The 18,061-nt window shown below is 38.8% G+C and carries 10 protein-coding genes, 7 tRNA genes, 2 rRNA genes and 3 pseudogenes (1 of these 22 cut by a window edge); 2 read left to right on the top strand and 20 right to left on the bottom strand.

Annotated features, from left to right (window positions below):
- Positions 1–158 precede the first annotated feature (158 nt).
- The 4 genes and pseudogenes from LC087_RS14810 to LC087_RS14795 all read right to left on the bottom strand — a co-directional run.
- A pseudogene (locus LC087_RS14810) lies at positions 159–555 on the bottom strand (Gfo/Idh/MocA family protein); the annotation flags it as partial.
- Between the two features lie 63 nt (positions 556–618).
- A complete protein-coding gene (locus LC087_RS14805; RefSeq protein ID WP_226543113.1) occupies positions 619–903 on the bottom strand; it encodes a GyrI-like domain-containing protein in 285 nt (94 codons plus the stop codon).
- 119 nt (positions 904–1,022) lie between these two features.
- A pseudogene (locus LC087_RS14800) lies at positions 1,023–2,137 on the bottom strand (RNA-guided endonuclease TnpB family protein).
- Positions 2,138–2,583: 446 nt separating this feature from the next.
- Positions 2,584–3,438, bottom strand: coding sequence for an AAA family ATPase (locus LC087_RS14795; protein ID WP_226543467.1), 855 nt, complete (start codon positions 3,436–3,438; stop codon positions 2,584–2,586).
- A 623-nt stretch (positions 3,439–4,061) separates the two neighbouring features.
- Between LC087_RS14795 and LC087_RS14790 the strand changes: the two genes are divergently transcribed.
- Positions 4,062–4,856 carry a transposase gene (locus LC087_RS14790; RefSeq protein WP_306019675.1) on the top strand — a complete coding sequence of 265 codons (795 nt, stop codon included), beginning with the start codon at positions 4,062–4,064 and terminating at the stop codon, positions 4,854–4,856.
- 652 nt (positions 4,857–5,508) lie between these two features.
- Here LC087_RS14790 and glmS read toward each other — a convergent pair.
- From glmS to rocF, 7 genes and pseudogenes are all read right to left on the bottom strand, one after another.
- Complete coding sequence (gene glmS / locus LC087_RS14785; protein ID WP_226543264.1) at positions 5,509–7,311, bottom strand: glutamine--fructose-6-phosphate transaminase (isomerizing); 1,803 nt, start codon at positions 7,309–7,311, stop codon at positions 5,509–5,511.
- A gap of 459 nt (positions 7,312–7,770) precedes the next feature.
- Positions 7,771–9,120, bottom strand: a complete 1,350-nt coding sequence (gene glmM, locus LC087_RS14780; protein WP_226543263.1) for a phosphoglucosamine mutase — start codon at positions 9,118–9,120, stop codon at positions 7,771–7,773.
- Between the two features lie 33 nt (positions 9,121–9,153).
- Positions 9,154–10,437: a CdaR family protein gene (locus LC087_RS14775; RefSeq protein ID WP_226543261.1), complete on the bottom strand. Its 1,284-nt coding sequence runs from the start codon at positions 10,435–10,437 to the stop codon at positions 9,154–9,156.
- Positions 10,430–11,259, bottom strand: a pseudogene (cdaA, locus tag LC087_RS14770) (diadenylate cyclase CdaA). Before cdaA ends, LC087_RS14775 begins: the two are co-directional and overlap by 8 nt.
- Before the next feature lie 405 nt (positions 11,260–11,664).
- Positions 11,665–12,270 carry an anti-sigma factor family protein gene (locus LC087_RS14765; protein ID WP_226543265.1) on the bottom strand — a complete coding sequence of 202 codons (606 nt, stop codon included), beginning with the start codon at positions 12,268–12,270 and terminating at the stop codon, positions 11,665–11,667.
- 13 nt (positions 12,271–12,283) lie between these two features.
- Complete coding sequence (sigW, locus tag LC087_RS14760; protein ID WP_226543257.1) at positions 12,284–12,847, bottom strand: RNA polymerase sigma factor SigW; 564 nt, start codon at positions 12,845–12,847, stop codon at positions 12,284–12,286.
- Between the two features lie 189 nt (positions 12,848–13,036).
- Entirely contained in the window at positions 13,037–13,942 is a 906-nt protein-coding gene (rocF, locus tag LC087_RS14755; protein ID WP_226543255.1) for an arginase, read from the bottom strand.
- A 333-nt stretch (positions 13,943–14,275) separates the two neighbouring features.
- Between rocF and LC087_RS14750 the strand changes: the two genes are divergently transcribed.
- Complete coding sequence (locus LC087_RS14750) at positions 14,276–14,695, top strand: DJ-1/PfpI family protein (RefSeq protein WP_306019674.1); 420 nt, start codon at positions 14,276–14,278, stop codon at positions 14,693–14,695.
- A gap of 352 nt (positions 14,696–15,047) precedes the next feature.
- Here the strand turns inward: LC087_RS14750 and LC087_RS14745 are convergent.
- The 9 genes from LC087_RS14745 to LC087_RS14705 all read right to left on the bottom strand — a co-directional run.
- Positions 15,048–15,122, bottom strand: a tRNA-Gln gene (locus LC087_RS14745).
- A 462-nt stretch (positions 15,123–15,584) separates the two neighbouring features.
- Positions 15,585–15,669 (bottom strand) — tRNA-Tyr (locus tag LC087_RS14740).
- A gap of 16 nt (positions 15,670–15,685) precedes the next feature.
- Positions 15,686–15,758: transfer RNA gene (locus tag LC087_RS14735), tRNA-Thr, on the bottom strand.
- Positions 15,759–15,824: 66 nt separating this feature from the next.
- Positions 15,825–15,900: transfer RNA gene (locus LC087_RS14730), tRNA-Val, on the bottom strand.
- A gap of 9 nt (positions 15,901–15,909) precedes the next feature.
- Positions 15,910–15,984 (bottom strand) — tRNA-Glu (locus tag LC087_RS14725).
- A gap of 17 nt (positions 15,985–16,001) precedes the next feature.
- Positions 16,002–16,074: transfer RNA gene (locus LC087_RS14720), tRNA-Thr, on the bottom strand.
- Between the two features lies 1 nt (position 16,075).
- A tRNA-Asn gene (locus tag LC087_RS14715) sits at positions 16,076–16,150 on the bottom strand.
- A 9-nt stretch (positions 16,151–16,159) separates the two neighbouring features.
- Positions 16,160–16,275: ribosomal RNA gene (gene rrf, locus LC087_RS14710) — 5S ribosomal RNA — on the bottom strand.
- A 66-nt stretch (positions 16,276–16,341) separates the two neighbouring features.
- Positions 16,342–18,061: ribosomal RNA gene (locus LC087_RS14705) — 23S ribosomal RNA — on the bottom strand (it continues 1,208 nt past the right edge of the window).

Here is an 18,061-nt window from a genome sequence, read left to right as displayed (position 1 = left end):
CCGCACTAAAGTACGGAGGTTTCTCGTAGGCGGACTGAACCGCCTACGAGTTTTATCGGCTAAAGCCGACTAAAAGAAATGCTACTAAAAGTAGGTGGTTTTATACCACACCTCCTGCTACGCAGGTGCTTCCGCAAGCTAAAGCTAGATATAGAAAATAAAACAACATGAAAATAATCAACACCTTCAGCTTTTTCACGCTGCGATTGTACATCCGCCATCACTGAATCTGGCATGCCAAACAGCACCAATGCCTGGTCAATTAAGTGTGACCCTAAATCATAAAGGGTTCCCCCCTCCTAGTTGCCCTTTCTCTTTCCAACGGTCTTTCACTTCCGGACGGAAACGATTAAATTGTGATTCAAACACTGAAATATCCCCTAGCGCACCGTCTACAATTAACTTTTGAACCGTCAAAAAATCATTGTCCCAACGTCGGTTATGGTACACACTCAAAATAAGGTTATTATCTTCTGCTAATTTAGCAAGCTCCATCTCTTCTTCAGCTGTAAGAACCATCGGTTTTTCAACTACAACATGTTTGCCTGCAAGAAGAGTTTCTATTTAGATGATGCTCCTTAAATACCAAATGAATAACTTCTTGTTCAGTTCTCCGTTTTACTTTTTCTGAATAGGTATCCAAAATTCCTCTTCAGAATCAATGGCTTCACCTTTATACTTTTCCCCCATTAAAGCAAAATAAGGTCTATGATCCAATTTATACTCAGAATTAGGGAGCCAAGATTCATAAATAAAGCGAATCGTTCCTTCAGCTTCACTAGGTTTTCCTCGATAGTGAAAAACTGCATATTGACCGGTTGGAATAATCAATTTCTCCATACTATCGGGTATTGTATCAAAGTCTCTTACCTCGACTGCTGCCCACTTTATAAATTCTTTCATTGGAGTGAACTACATACCACCTACGCTAGCGCTTAGAGGTGGATGCTTCCTAGGTACAGAAACCTAATGGTCTCTAATGGACTAGGCGATCCCTCGTGAACCAAGAGTTCTTGTTTCCTTTATGTAAGCTTTCGAATACCCTCGTTTTTGATATTGATAGAGGCATTCCAATCTCGATCGGACGAGAATCCACAATGACAATCGAAAACTCGGTCAGAAAGCGTCAATTCTTCCTTAATTTGACCGCAATTTGAGCACGTTTTTGAAGAAGGAAACCATTTATCAATCTTGATTAGTTTCTTTCCTTGTTCTTTTAACTTGTACTCTAAATAGGATGTGAACCTCCCCCAGGCATTATCAGCTACACTTTTACCAAACTTCAATGCTTGAGACATCCCTTTCATATCGAGGTCTTCAATAATGACGCAATCGTATTGGTTTGCGAGTCTATAAGACTGTTTATGAAGAAAGTCTTTTCTTTGATTGGCGATTTTCTCATGAATTTTCGCTACTTTTAAGCGCTGTTGATGCCAACGAGAAGAGCCTTTTGTTCGTCTAGCTAATATGCGGCTTTCTTTGGCTAGCTTCTCTACCATTTGACGATAAAAACGAGGGTAATTGGCTTTCTTACCTGTTTCACTATCGACAAATAAGCCATTCATCACAAAGTCTAGACCAATCAATAAATGAAATTTGGTTGTTCTACAATTTTCTTTTCATATTCAGTCAAGATGGACACAAAAAACTTCCCTGTTTTGGTCATGGAGATCGTACACGCTTTTATCTTATGTCCATCAGGTATTGGGCGATGCTGTTTGATTTTTATCCATTTCAGTTTTGGTAGTTTGATCAATCCATCTATAAGTTCAATATTTCCATTTACAACGTTTGTTGAATAGGATTGTCTCGATTTACGACTTTTGAAAGTAGGAAAGTCAGCCTTTTTAGCAAAGAAGTTTTGATACGCTTTTTGAAGATTGATTTGTGCATTCGCTAAAGCGAGTGAATCAACTTCCTTCAACCATTCGAATTCTTTTTTGTACTGGGCAGGTGTCGGGAACTTTTGCATTTTCAAGGTTTCCTTATCATCCTTATATTTCTCATAGGTTTTCTTACGGTCATCTAACATTTTGTTGTACACAAAACGCACACAACCAAAGGTTCTGCGAATAAGAGAAGCTTGTTCACGTGTAGGATAGATACGGAATTTATACGCCTTGTTTAGCTTTGTCACGAATTTCACCTACCTTGACATTCTATAACAATATTATACAAAAAAAGAACCGATTCATCACCCACTTTCTCTTCATTTAGAAGTGGGCGACTTCTCGGCAATTAGGTTAAAATTCTGAAAAAACGAAGTGTCAGGATAAAGTTCTACAGAATATAAATCAGAATTGACGCTATTTTTTATTTCTTTTCTTCTAGGTGAAAAATCCCGCCAAAGTTCCACTGTTTTGTCATTGGCAACAGACATCCTTATTTTTTCCCTATCAACTTGGTTTCCTTAAAAATTTTAATTTTAGGTTCCATATACAATTCCCTTCCAATCTCTAGTTTGTAAAGTGTACTCAAAACCTTATATGAGGATTATTTTTCTAAGAAACAAAGAATTGAATTTTGGCCTTATGAAAACTGTTTCACCCTTTTGTACCCTGTGAGGATCTTCATTATAAAACCTCAAAACTCGTTTTCATGACTTTTGAAAAATTCATAGTATGTACGAACATTTTCTAGTTCCGTCCACCGTCTCACCTTAACAGGATTTTCATCAAGATTGTAAATTTTCGCCTCCCTCATGGATAAAAGAAATGGAGAATGTGTTGATATGATAAACTGACAGCCAAAAAATCGAGCTGAGTCTTCAATAAATTGCACCAATTCTATTTGACGTTTTGGAGAAAGACTATTTTCCGGCTCATCCAAAATATAAAGTCCATTATCGCTAATTTTTTCAGTGAAATATCTAAATGCACTTTCCCCATTCGAATATTCCCTCACATTGTCCATCAATTCATTCCTCACAAAACGGGACTGTGTTTTACTTCTAGCTGTGTTAACTTTTTTTAACTGCTCGTAATCTTCCATAGATTTCATTTGAAAGTGGGAATGTTTAGCCTCTAAATATTCTTCAAAAAGTTGTTCTCGTTTTTGGTCAATTCCCTCATTGAGATTCCTAATATTCAACATATAGTCAAAGACATCATCACTAGTAATAATTCTACTATTTTCAGGAATGTCCTCTTTAATCTGCACCTCACACAAATTGATGTAATCAGGGTAGAAATTAGATTTATTATAGATAGAATCTCGTTTGATTCTTGTTTTCTCAGCTATCACATTCAGGGCAGTAGATTTTCCTGAACCATTTCCGCCATACAAAATTGTCAATGGATCAAAAACAATATTTCCAAAGCCTTTTCTTGATAAAATTTTAAATGGATAAAACGAATCATAGCACGTTCTTTTTATTTTTAATAAAAAGTCAAATTCTCTGTCCTCATCCGGAAATGAAAAAGCATGTAAATAAACCATAGTTCCCCCTTATCAATTGCATCTATTTTATTTTTTTACTTAATTGTTTGTATTCGGATTTTTCTTTGTCATCACGAACATATGGCGCATCCTACATAATTACTTTTTGCACTTTGTTGCCAAGTCGAAGTGCTGACTCAAGTGCGATCACAGCACCGGAAGAATGGCCATACAAATACGCCTTGCCGCCTGCCACATCAATTATGGCCTCAATATCTTCAACTTCACGTTCTATAGTATAAGGAAGTGTGTTACCACTATCCCCGATCGTAATAGTAAACAGTGAATTCAGTGGCAAATATTTTGGCATCTCGTACGATGGGCTTAAATGAGCGATGGCAGATTGCTCAGGTTATGTAAATGAGCGATCCGTAGACATCATACGCCAAAGTTGCACCTTCTTTTGACTGGGTTGTTTTTATTTATATCACCTTACTCCTCAAAAATAAATGAATATTACCGCCCTATACCTATCCAACATTTCAATCTACTCACTCAAACAAAATACAGTAGATTGAATCAATATCATACCTTCAGCGTTAGTCGAAATTTTTAATAAACGGAATTCTTTCGGTTACTCTGACAATTGAAGCATAAACGATGCGTTTCAAGCAGCTAAATGTATGGGAGAATCGCTCGTACTGCTTGATGGCTACTATTTATCCATTTTTGCTCTTATGAAACGGGCAGAACTGTTAGAGAAATCAGAAACGATGCTTCACCTTTTGACTAAAGCCAAGAAGTCTTGTAGGGCTTATACAAAGCCCGGTGAATATAAAGGGAAAGGTCGTCCTCGTAAAAAAGGAGAGACCATCAAACTTCAAGACCTCTTTACATCAAGGAAGAGTGAATTCGTAGAAGCAACCGTCCGTTTATATGGAAAAGAAGAGACCGTTCGTTACCTTTGCCTTAATTTATTATGGGGGCAAAAGCTTTATCAAGAACTGCGATTCGTCCTTGTCATGTATGGAGAAAAAACAGCCATTCTTGTTACAACGAAGCTCGATTTAGATCCCGTTAACATCATTGAATTGTACAGTTTTAGGTTCAAAATTGAATGTACGTTTCGAGAGCTGAAACAAGTGATGAATGGATTTGGGTATCAATTTTGGTCAAAAGCCATGCCTAAACTGAGACGCTATGCAAAAAAAGGAATGATTCATCCATTAGAAGAAATGGAGGATCAAAAAGAGAAAGAACTCATCTTGTCCGCTTTGAAAGCAATCGAGGGATTTGTCATGTGTAGTTGTATCGCCATGGGAATGCTTCAAATGTTGTCTCTTACTTTTTCAACTAAGATTAATGAGAGTCCTGTTCGATTTCTAAGAACGAAATCGAATCCCATTGTTTCAGAAGCAACGGTTGCTTATTATTTAAGGAAGACGACTTTTTCGCTTTTTAGTAAAACGAGCCGTTAAGCATAAGTCGAATAATGAAAAAGAAGCAATCAGACTCTTTTTTTGACGAGGATCTGAAGGCTTCTTAAAGGTGAAAACTTTTGACTGACAAGAATGGGATTAGAAGAAAATAAAATCACCAATACTTTTCACCTCTTTTTTTAATTTACTTTTATCTTATGTAAGGGTTTGAAAATGGATTGGACGTGTGCGGATTTTTTGAAGAATGAGGTGCCTATTTTAAATATGAAAATATACTATTAGTGGATAATTAATATTTTGTAAAACTTCTGGAATTGATACGGCCCTCTAGCGTGGAGAACTAGAGGGTTCATTTTTTGATGAGTTATTTAAAGTGTAATTCAAGGGAACAAATTCAATAAAGTGAATGGCTATGTTAATGTTCAATCCACGTTTTTCTACTTGTAACTGAGCGAGCAATTGAACTCATTTTAATCTCGTTGACCGACCTATTATCAAAGGCTAATACTCTATCCACTGCTAGTTCCTCGTCCCTCTTTAATCCACTTATCAATTTTAGATGTCCTTTTTCTTTTCGACACAAAAACACCCCTTTAGATAATCATATCCAAAGGGGAAAAGCTTGGCATCTTTTTTATAAACATTGCGACTTTTTTAAAACCTACAAAAAGTCATCCAACAAGAGTAACTCTTACTCAACCGTTACCGATTTAGCTAAGTTTCTTGGTTTGTCAACATCACAGCCACGGTGAAGTGCTGCATAATAAGAAATTAACTGTAAAGGAATGACCGATACAAGTGGTGTTAAGTCCGAATCAACCGCTGGTAAGACAAAACGATCACCTTCATGGTTTAAGCCCGCACTTGAGATGATACATGGATTAGCTCCACGTGCAGCGACTTCCTTCACATTTCCGCGAATACTTAAATTCACATGCTCTTGAGTTGCTAAGGCAATAACAGGTGTACCATTTTCAATTAATGCGATGGTCCCATGTTTTAACTCCCCACCTGCAAATCCTTCTGCCTGTATATAAGAAATTTCTTTTAATTTTAATGCCCCTTCTAGGCCAACATAATAATCAATGGTACGGCCGATAAAGAAACAATTACGAGTCGTAGATAAATATTCTTTTGCTATTTGTTCAAATTCTTCTTTTTTGTCGCAAAGTTCTTCCATCGCATTTGCGACAATTCCAAGTTCCTTGATGAGGTTGGTTGATGCCATAGCACCATTTTGCTCAGCTGTGACGGATGCTAAAATAGCTAATACCGCAATTTGAGCTGTATAGGCTTTAGTTGATGCAACGGCAATTTCAGGGCCTGCATGAAGTAACAACGTATAGTCTGCTTCACGAGATAAAGTAGAGCCAGGAACATTCGTGATTGTTAATGCTCTATGCCCTAGCCTTTTAACTTGTACTAGGACAGCACGACTGTCAGCTGTTTCTCCACTTTGAGAAATAAAGATGAACAATGGATTTTTAGATAACAACGGCATGTTGTATGAAAATTCACTCGCTACATGCACTTCAACTGGTACTTGAGCCCACTTCTCAATAAAATGTTTTCCAACAAGTCCTGCATGATAGCTCGTTCCACATGCAACGATATAAATGCGATCCGCTGTTCCAACAGCATCTGCGATGTTTGAATCAATGATTAAATCGCCTTGGTCATTTTGATACTCTTGAATAATTCTACGTAAAACGACAGGCTGCTCATCAATTTCTTTTAACATGAAATGAGGATAAGTCCCTTTTTCAATGTCACTAGCATCCAACTCAGCCGTATAAGGAGCACGCTCAACAATGATTCCATCTAAATCCATAATCGTTACTTGATGACGGTTTACCACAACCATCTCTTTGTCCATTAACTCAACAAATTGGTCCGTAACTTGTAACATAGCCATTGCGTCCGAGGCTACCACATTAAATCCTTCTCCAAGACCTACAAGTAAGGGACTTTTGTTTTTCGCAACAAAAATGGTTTCTGGTGTTTCGTTATCTAGTAAAGCTATTGCGTAAGAACCTTTTAACAGTTTTAACGTTTGTCTGAAAGCATCTTGAACCGTATAGCCATTGTTAACAAATGATTCTACGATTTGGACAATCACTTCAGTATCAGTATCACTTTTTAATTCTACACCTTGAAGATGTTCTCTGATCAATTGCTCATAATTCTCAATCACACCATTATGAACAAGAGTGAATCTTTCAGTCGTACTTTGGTGAGGATGCGCATTTTTTTTACTTGGTACCCCATGTGTAGCCCAACGTGTATGCCCAATCCCGGTCTTTGCTTTCGTATCAGCATTTACTGCCTCACGAAGGTTGGCAATACGGCCTTTTTCTTTATAGACGTGCACTCCATCTTCGTTTGCAACTGCGATTCCTGCTGAATCATACCCTCTATATTCAAGTTTTTCGAGCCCTTTTAATAATATTTCTTTTGCATCTAGTTCACCTATATATCCGACAATTCCACACATTTGTTGTTTTCTCCTCTCAGAATGAAAGAGGGACAGTATAGTCAACACGGGGACTTATACTGTCCCCTCATCAAGTTATATTTATGATTGTTTGATTATTCAAACCTCTTTTGGACAAAAAGTCACCTTTTTGTTTTAAAAGGTTTGCCTAACGATTGTAATCAATCAACCGGGAGGCATCCGCCGAACAAATTCGATAAACCTCCTCCTCGTCAGCTAAAGATTGACCCTTAGCTCAGGCGCTTTAAAATCATTTAACTAACTATCCTCCTTTTTCCATTAGAATAAGATACAACAGAAATCATACTATATAGTTCCTATTTTCGTCAATAGAAAAATTATAAGTGAATTCTCCTACTATTATATGTTGTAATGAACAGATTGTTTCATAAAATAGGCTAACTTAAGTAAAAGACGACCGAGTCTTCATTCGATCGCCATCATCATTTTTCCTTCGTTTTATTCTTTGATCCCCATTTCATCGTTAACTACTTTTGAAATTCGATCAACATACTCTGTACATTTTTCTTTTGTAGGTGCCTCTGCCATTACTCGTACTAATGACTCTGTTCCTGATGGACGAACTAAAATTCTTCCTTCCCCATTCATCTCTTGTTCTACTTCTTCAATGATCGCTTTCACTTTATCATTGTCCGTAACATGGTACTTATCCTTCACTCGAATATTGACGAGTGTTTGTGGGTATTTAACCATTTCTGAAGCAAGTTCAGATAAAGTTTTACCCGTGATTTTAAGAATGTTTACTAGTTGAAGAGCAGATAATAAACCATCGCCGGTTGTAATATAGTCTAAAAAGATAATATGACCAGATTGCTCACCACCAAGTGAGTACTTCCCTTTTTTCATGGCTTCTACCACATACCGATCTCCTACAGCGGTTTGCACACTTTCAATTCCTTCCCTTTCAAGTGCTTTATAAAATCCTAAGTTGCTCATAACTGTTGATACCACTGTGTTATCTTTGAGACGTCCTTCTTCTTTTAAAAACTTTGCACAAATATACATAATTTGATCACCATCGACGATTTGACCCTTTTCATCAATGGCAATTAAACGATCACCATCTCCATCAAAAGCTAAGCCAATATCAGCCTCTTTTTCTTTCACAAGATCGGCTAACTGCTCAGGGTGAGTGGAACCAACTCCATCATTTATATTTAGACCATTTGGAGATGTCCCCATTGAAGTGACATCTGCATCTAAATCAGCGAATAGATGATTAGCCAACGTTGACGTTGCGCCATGCGCACAGTCAAGAGCAATGTGTAAGCCAGTAAAATCAACATCGGCGGTTTGTTTAAGGAATTGTAAGTATTTTTGTCCACCTTCAAAGTAATCATTCACTTGCCCTAAGTCTCCACCTATAGGTCTTGGGAGTTCGTCTATTTCCTTGTCCATTAGCTCTTCAATTTCAGCTTCTTGTGCATCTGATAGCTTAAACCCATCTGGCCCAAAGAACTTAATTCCATTATCTTGAACAGGATTATGAGAGGCTGAGATCATCACTCCTGCTTCTGCATCTAAAGCTTTCGTTAAATATGCGACTCCTGGCGTGGAAATGACACCTAATCTCATAACCTCTGCACCGATTGATAGTAAGCCTGCTACAAGTGCACCTTCTAGCATGTGACCGGATATACGAGTATCTCTTCCTATTAATACTTTAGGGCGTTCTTGATGTTTTGTTAAAACATATCCCCCATAACGTCCGATTTTAAAAGCTAGCTCTGGTGAGAGCTCGCTATTAGCGATTCCTCGCACACCATCTGTTCCAAAATATTTTCCCATCATCAATCTCTCCTTTTACCAAACAAAGTACATTTATCGTTGAGAAACCTCAGTTTCTTGATATGCTTCTGAAGCTTCCTTACTCGTGATCTTTACTTTGACTTTTTCTTGGGCTAACGTCCATTTAATATCATCTTTTATATCGACTTGGACTTCTACATCATGCTCTCCTTCATTTAAATCAGACAAGTCCAGAACTAACGTTATATCATCCTTATTCATTTGGTTCACAACATTAGACACACCTGTAATGGTTACATCTAGTTGGTCTTCTTCTGGATCTATAAATTGTATGTCAAACGTTTCTTTTATTTCAGTTGTAATTGTAACATCTTCAATGACTTTCGTTTCTTCTTTTTCAAGCGTTACATCAACTTCTACCGTTTCTGAAGAAACTCTTTCTATCCCTTCAGGGACCGTAACTGAAATGGTTTTCCTTCCATCATCTTCAATACTCGATAAGTCTAACAGCGCTTCGACAGACTCTATCTCGTCTAACTTATCTTGTGGTCCGTAAATCTTAATTTCATTAGGTTTAACTGTGCTTTTAGTAATACTTAAACCTTCTGGTAAACTACCCTCTTTTTTTAATGTAACCGGAACAGTTTTACTAGGTATATTAATTGTTCCTTTTACTGTCACTGTAGATGGCTCTACTATTAACTCCGTTATATTTCTACCTTCTTTATCATACACTTTTACTTCGCTTACTTGTTCAAAGCTTCGTGAATTATTGATAGTTGCTAAATTGACGATGGCCTTCACTCGACCAATGCTGTCTATCAACGTTTTTGCTCCGGTGATTTCTACTTCATTTGGTTCGATTGTTAAATCAGTTGCAGAATATCCTTGACCAAGCTCTTTTTCGTTAAACGTTTCCGCACTAACAGTAAAGCTTTTTTCTACCTTCTCATCAATGAAAACGTCCACATATTCGGGCTCAATTTTCACTTGTAGCTTATCAGAAATACCTTCATGTTGAATTTTCACCCTATGAGTTTCTAGAGCTGGTAGTTCTTGAATGTCAACAAATAGCTTGAAATCCTTCTTCTGTTTAGCTGGAGTTAAAATGTTTTTAGGACCACTTAACGTGACCTCTACTGTTTGAGGTATTCCATCATACACTGTATTCTCTTGATCGTAGCGTACTTCAATCTCGACATCTGAGATCGTTACCGTATCTTCAGAAGACGACCCAAAAAAAGAACTCCCATTTTCACCAGTTTCCGATTCAATCGTTATCGACATATAGAGCATCAAGGAAAGTAACAGGGCAACAATACGTAAAAACCAAAGATTATTTATGAATTTATCCATCTTTTTTTACCCTCCATTGAAAGCGAAACGATTGATCATCCTTCATGGATTGATTGTATTTGACCATTAGCATTTCTTTTAGTATGTCTATCGTAATATCTCGGTGAAGGTCGCCATTTTTTGCTACTGATATGCTTCCCGTTTCCTCTGATACAATAATGGTTAAACTATCGGTTACTTCACTAATACCAATGGCAGCCCGATGCCTTGTCCCTAATTCTTTCGAAATAAAAGGACTTTCTGATAAAGGTAAGTAGCAGGCTGCTGCTGCGACCTTATAATCTTGCAAAATAACCGCGCCATCATGCAAAGGAGTATTGGGAATAAAAATATTTATTAGTAACTCAGAGGTAATATTTGCATCGATATTAATTCCTGTTTCAATATAATCATTTAACCCTGTCTTGTCTTCTAAAGAAATTAATGCACCAATTCGACGTTTTGCCATATACTCAACTGCTTTAGCAATTGATTCGACCATATGTACATAATTGTCTTCCTCAGGTGAGTTGTCCTAGATACGAAAAGCCTTCCTCTTCCTAACTGTTCCAGTGCTCTTCTTAACTCAGGTTGAAAAATAATAATAACCGCTAAAAATCCCCAAGTTAATGCCTCATCCATTAACCATTTTAAGGTGTCTAATCCTATCCAATAGCTGAGCATCCTTACGAGAACAATGACAATAATTCCTTTCAACAGCTGCACTGCTTTTGTTCCACGTATAACCATGATCAGTCTATATATAACAAACCAAACTAGGAGTATATCTACGATATCACTGAGGTAAGCTAGAAAAGGATATGCCTCTATTGCACTTGCCATTTTCCATCCTCCATTAGTTCATATTCCTTTAAGTATGTGTTCAAAAAGTAGGGATAAAAGGGCGCTGAATAGAAAAGCTGAAACCCTTTGTAAGTCCATCATCTAAGTACAGCCATGTCGCATGATGCTAGGCCATCCAGACCATCGCAGGACTTTTTGAACAACCTCTTTAATTAAAATCTCCACAATTATATCATATGTTTATTACATCGATAAAATTATAAAAGGGTTACAATAATTAATTCGAGGTTACTTGGAAACTTCGGATCCCTCTTTTATGAGTTTAAATACGAATATTACTATAAATTAAATCTATTTCATTACAGAAAACAAGAACAGAAAGAGATTTCTATGTTTGAGTTATGAAATTAATTCACTAGAGAGAAAAACCGCTAAGGATCCCCCTTAGCGGTTAAATAACTGTTCAACTGTTGATTTGATATGAAACCAAATCCATGAAAAAACTTGATTTATTTCATCAATTTCACCTGTTACTTGTCCTGCAGACGCCATATACTGTTCTCCGTTAATAACGGTTACATCTCCCTCTACCTTACCATCTATTTGAATATTGCCATTTTTGACGGTAATATCACCCTCTATTACTTCTCCTTCAGGCACAATTACTAACTCATCCTCAACTTTTAGGTTAGGGTAATGGGATACTTGAAACTGCTGGTCATCTTGATAGGATGAGAGCACACTTCCTGTCATCAATAACATAAACAAGGATGCGGCAATCAAAAAAGGGTGATTCTTCATCCATCGCTGCATTCCAATAGTTTTTTTTTCGTCAGGTAATCTTTGCATAACCTTATTTGTAAAATCATCAGGTGCTTTTACATGCGACGTACTTTTTACTAGTGCAATGGATTTATCAAGTTCGTGTAAATACTTTAAGCACTCTTCACATTTGTATAGATGCTCTTTTAGCGTTAATTCTTGTTCGACTGTTAAGTCTCCATCTAAATATTCGTGAATTTGTTCAACGACCTGCTTTGAACATTTCATCATTATCACCTCATTACAAATACCTTAACTGTTTTCGTAGTGCTTCTCGCCCTCTATGAATCCGGGTTTTAACGGTTCCAATAGGAATGTCTAGAATTTCACTTATTTCTTGAAGCGACAGCTCTTCAATATACTTTAAAACAATGACTACCCGATATTTTTCTGGAAGTTTCAATATTTCCTTCTGAATCGTATCTTGAAGTTCCATGGATTCCACTTCTTCTTCTGGAAGAGAAATATTAGCCGCAACTTGGGAGTACATTGTTAGCCCATCTGTCCCTGCCACTTCTGCATCTAAATAATAATCTGGCTTCTTCTTACGAATTCGATCAATAGATAGATTTGTAGCAATTCGATACAACCATGTAGAAAACTTCCGTTTCGTATCATAACTGTGAATATTGACGTAGGCACGAATGAAAGCCTCTTGAGCAATATCTTCTGCTTCATGTGAATTCCCTAACATTCTATAGCTAAGCTGGTATACTTTGTCTTTGTATAAATCTACGATCTCAGCAAAAGCATCTTGGTCGCCTTTTTTCACTTGTTTAATTCTTTTCTTTATTAACAATTCCATTTTTCGTTACCTCCGCAGTAGCGGCTACCTACTATACGTTTTATGTTTGCATTTGGTTTCATTTTTTCGCATCTTCTATTCTATCAGAATTTTTCATTGGTGTGGATAAAAGTGTAACTTGAACCCACTGCTTTAGAAAAATAAAAAGCAAAGGAAGAAAATAAGCTCATTTTCTTCCTTTGCTTTCTTTTACAATAATTTTTCGCCGAATAAAGAACCCATCAAAGCTACAGCAACACCAGCTGTTTTATTTTTCTCATCTAAGATTGGATTAACTTCCACAAACTCTGCAGAAGTAACCATCTTAGATTCCTCTAGCATCTCCATTGCTAAATGGCTTTCCCTATAACTAATTCCTCCATTCACAGGTGTACCTACTCCTGGAGCATGAAGAGGATCTAGTCCATCAAGATCTAGTGATAAGTGAACTCCATCTGTTCGATCCTTTAAATAGTCAATAGTTTCTTCGATCACTTTCGTCATTCCAATTCGATCAATTTCATGCATAGTATAAACCTTTATACCTTTTTCCTTAATTAATTCTTTTTCTCCATCGTCCAATGAACGAGCACCGATGATCACGATATTCTCTGGTTTTATTTTTGGAGTAAAACCACCAATATCGGTTAAAGACTCCTCTCCAATGCCTAAACTTACAGCTAAAGGCATCCCATGAATGTTTCCTGTTGGCGTTGTATCAGCCGTGTTTAAATCGCCATGAGCATCATACCAAATGACACCTAAATTTTCATAATGCTTAGCTACACCTGCCAATGTACCAATGGCAATACTATGGTCTCCTCCTAAAACAAGTGGAAACCTTTCATTGCTGATGACTTGATCTACTTGGTTAGCAAGCTTTTCACTTGCTTGACAAACAGCATCTAAATTACGAAGCCCTCTCTTCAAAGAACTTGTTTCTCTCTCAGAGTTATCTATTTCTATATCTCCTAAATCTTCCATGTCATAATCTAAATTTTTTAGGCGCTCTACGACACCAGCATACCGGATCGCACTCGGCCCCATGTCAACGCCTCTTCTCATTTGACCAAGGTCCATTGGTACTCCAATTAGTGAGATTTTTTTATTATTCATGATGTACCTCCTTTTTGACTCTATATCTATTCTATACATTTATCCGCCAGTGACTCAACTGTACACTAGGTTGAATAAATATACATACTCGATAAATGAAAACTTTAGAAAAATATTCAAATTAAGAAGGCATTTTGTTATCAACATGGCAAAAGACAATCAATAATTGAAATAAAGGTTTGTTTCCAACTACGTTTTAGGATAGATAGAGTAGAGATTAAGAAGAAATTAATGCTATAATTGTAATGATGTAGGTAAAACCAGGGATGCTAACATGCTATTTAAATTAAAAGCTCACACTGTTAACAGTATATTTAGGAAGGGATAGATGAAATGAAGGCATTATTCTTTTTGTATGATGGCTATGTAGACTGGGAGATTAGCTTGCTGTCATATATTTTCAGTGAAACGAACATGGAAATACAGACAACTGCTCTTAATACAGAAATAACACATTATGGTAACTTCAGAATAAAAGTAGATCTATCTATTGAAGAATGTAACATTAGTAATTATGATATTTTAATCATACCCGGTGGTGACCCTGAACAGTTAATAAATGAAAGGAAGTTAATAAAGCTTATACAAGAATTTGATCAACGTAATAAATGGATTGCTACAATTTGTGGAGCAGCTACCTTTTTGGGTATGAGTTCAGTCTTAAGAAATCGATATTACTCAACCTCTTTAGAGATATCCGAATTCCCTCTTACTTCGATCCATTATATAAAAGCAAAGCAGACGTTACAGTAAGCGAGAACCTTATAACAGCAGAGGGAAATGCCTATGTTGAATTTGCTGTTGCAGTTGCACTTTGATTTCACTTCATGATTAACCCTCTTTGATTATACTTCGTGAACCGACACCGCAAGATGATTTTTTGATTGTATTGGCTTCAATGCATTTCTCCTAGAAAAATCATCGACATTACCTAAATAATTTGACTACCTAATATATCATCACTACTCGCTAATCAAAATTTATCTTTACTACTTACACAGTATGGTGATACTTATTCAATTACTTTTGAAAACTATCTCATTTTATTATAAACAAAAAAAAGCTAGTCTGAACGACAAACTAACATCGGCTTTCTGTATGAAAATGGCTGGGCTAGCTGGATTCGAACCAGCGCATCACGGAATCAAAATCCGTTGCCTTACCGCTTGGCTATAGCCCATTGATTTAACCTCACGAATATTCTTCTTCGATTAAGCTTCGTGAATATACATCGCAAGATGATTTTTTGTGATTATACTTCATTGAATTACTTCAAGAAAAATCATCGACATAACTATATAACAAATCAATAGCTCATATAAAAATAATACTACTTAAATAACTTTCGCACAATGATTTTTTATGTATTATCTTCATTGAGTGACTTCAAAGAAAAATCATTGACATAACTAAATAATTACGCTAATCATTGTATCTTCGCTAATCAAAATTTATCTTTACTACTTAACATCGCAAGATGATTTTTTGGGATTATACTTCATTGAATTACTTCAAGAAAAAATCATTGACACAACCTATGTAATCAGATATCTCATAATACCTTTACTACTTAACATTTAGACATTATCTTTACAATTATCATGTCCAATTTTAATTAAAAAACCAAAAAAACTTTTTAAAATGGTGGAGGGGGACGGATTCGAACCGCCGAACCCTGAGGGAGCGGATTTACAGTCCGCCGCGTTTAGCCACTTCGCTACCCCTCCATTTTAATTTTAAGAGTGCCGGCAAGAGGACTTGAACCCCCAACCTACTGATTACAAGTCAGTTGCTCTACCAGTTGAGCTACACCGGCGTATATTACCAGACCTTGCGGTCTTACTCTATCAATCGGAATACCATTTATAAACCTTGGTTTAAATGGTGGAGGATGACGGGATCGAACCGCCGACCCCTTGCTTGTAAGGCAAGTGCTCTCCCAGCTGAGCTAATCCTCCAATTTAAAGTGGTGACCCGTACGGGATTCGAACCCGTGTTACCGCCGTGAAAGGGCGGTGTCTTAACCGCTTGACCAACGGGCCAAATTTTCTCGTTTTTAAGCTTCCAACCGGGCTCGAACCGGTGACCTCTTCCTTACCATGGAAGTGCTCTACCAACTGAGCTATGGAAGCGTGGCTCCGCAGGTAGGATTCGAACCTACGACCGTTCGGTTAACAGCCGAATGCTCTACCACTGAGCTACTGCGGAACATTATTAGCCTGGCAACGTCCTACTCTCACAGGGGGAGACCCCCAACTACCATCGGCGCTAAAGAGCTTAACTTCCGTGTTCGGCATGGGAACGGGTGTGGCCTCTTTGCCCTTATTACCAGGCTATGTTTGAAAGAAAATTCATTCTTTCAAAACTAAATAACGAAGGGTGACAAGAATCGCATGTGTGTGGTTAAGTCCTCGATCGATTAGTATTCGTCAGCTCCATGTGTCACCACACGTCCACCTCGAACCTATCAACCTGATCATCTTTCAGGGATCTTACTCTATTGCTAGATGGGAAATCTCATCTTGAGGGGGGCTTCATGCTTAGATGCTTTCAGCACTTATCCCTTCCGCACATAGCTACCCAGCGATGCCTTTGGCAAGACAACTGGTACACCAGCGGTGCGTCCATCCCGGTCCTCTCGTACTAAGGACAGCTCCTCTCAAATTTCCTGCGCCCACGACGGATAGGGACCGAACTGTCTCACGACGTTCTGAACCCAGCTCGCGTACCGCTTTAATGGGCGAACAGCCCAACCCTTGGGACCGACTACAGCCCCAGGATGCGATGAGCCGACATCGAGGTGCCAAACCTCCCCGTCGATGTGGACTCTTGGGGGAGATAAGCCTGTTATCCCCGGGGTAGCTTTTATCCGTTGAGCGATGGCCCTTCCATGCGGAACCACCGGATCACTAAGCCCGACTTTCGTCCCTGCTCGACTTGTAGGTCTCGCAGTCGCTCCCTTGTGCCTTTACACTCTACGAATGATTTCCAACCATTCTGAGGGAACCTTTGGGCGCCTCCGTTACTTTTTAGGAGGCGACCGCCCCAGTCAAACTGCCCACCTGACACTGTCTCCCACCCGGATGACGGGTGCGGGTTAGAAGGTCAATACAGCCAGGGTAGTATCCCAAAGACGCCTCCACCGAAGCTAGCGCTCCGGCTTCCAAGGCTCCTACCTATTCTGTACAAGCTGTACCAACATTCAATATCAGGCTACAGTAAAGGCTCCACGGGGTCTTTCCGTCCTGTCGCGGGTAACCTGCATCTTCACAGGTACTATAATTTCACCGAGTCTCTCGTTGAGACAGTGCCCAGATCGTTGCGCCTTTCGTGCGGGTCGGAACTTACCCGACAAGGAATTTCGCTACCTTAGGACCGTTATAGTTACGGCCGCCGTTTACTGGGGCTTCGGTTCACACCTTCGCTTACGCTAAGCGCTCCCCTTAACCTTCCAGCACCGGGCAGGCGTCAGCCCCTATACTTCGCCTTACGGCTTCGCAGAGACCTGTGTTTTTGCTAAACAGTCGCCTGGGCCTTTTCACTGCGGCTCTCTCGGGCTTGCACCCTACCAGAGCACCCCTTCTCCCGAAGTTACGGGGTCATTTTGCCGAGTTCCTTAACGAGAGTTCTCTCGATCACCTTAGGATTCTCTCCTCGCCTACCTGTGTCGGTTTGCGGTACGGGCACCTCCCACCTCGTTAGAGGCTTTTCTTGGCAGTGTGGAATCAGGAACTTCGGTACTCTATTTCCCTCGCCATCACAAACAGCCTTCATGATGAGCGGATTTGCCTACTCATCAGCCTACCTGCTTGGACGCGGCGATCCAGTGCCGCGCTTACCCTATCCTCCTGCGTCCCCCCATCACTCAAATGGTGGGGAGGTGGTACAGGAATATCAACCTGTTGTCCATCGCCTACGCCTTTCGGCCTCGGCTTAGGTCCCGACTAACCCTGAGCGGACGAGCCTTCCTCAGGAAACCTTAGGCATTCGGTGGAGGGATTCTCACCCCTCTTTCGCTACTCATACCGGCATTCTCACTTCTAAGCGCTCCACCAGTCCTTCCGGTCTGGCTTCACCGCCCTTAGAACGCTCTCCTACCACTGTTCCATACGGAACAGT

The sequence above is a fragment of the Bacillus carboniphilus genome (genome assembly GCF_020524035.2).
Taxonomy (GTDB): Bacteria; Bacillota; Bacilli; order Bacillales; family JAIVKR01; genus Bacillus_CC.
Note: the sequence above shows the minus strand (reverse complement) of the source record. Positions and strands in the feature narration are given on the sequence as shown.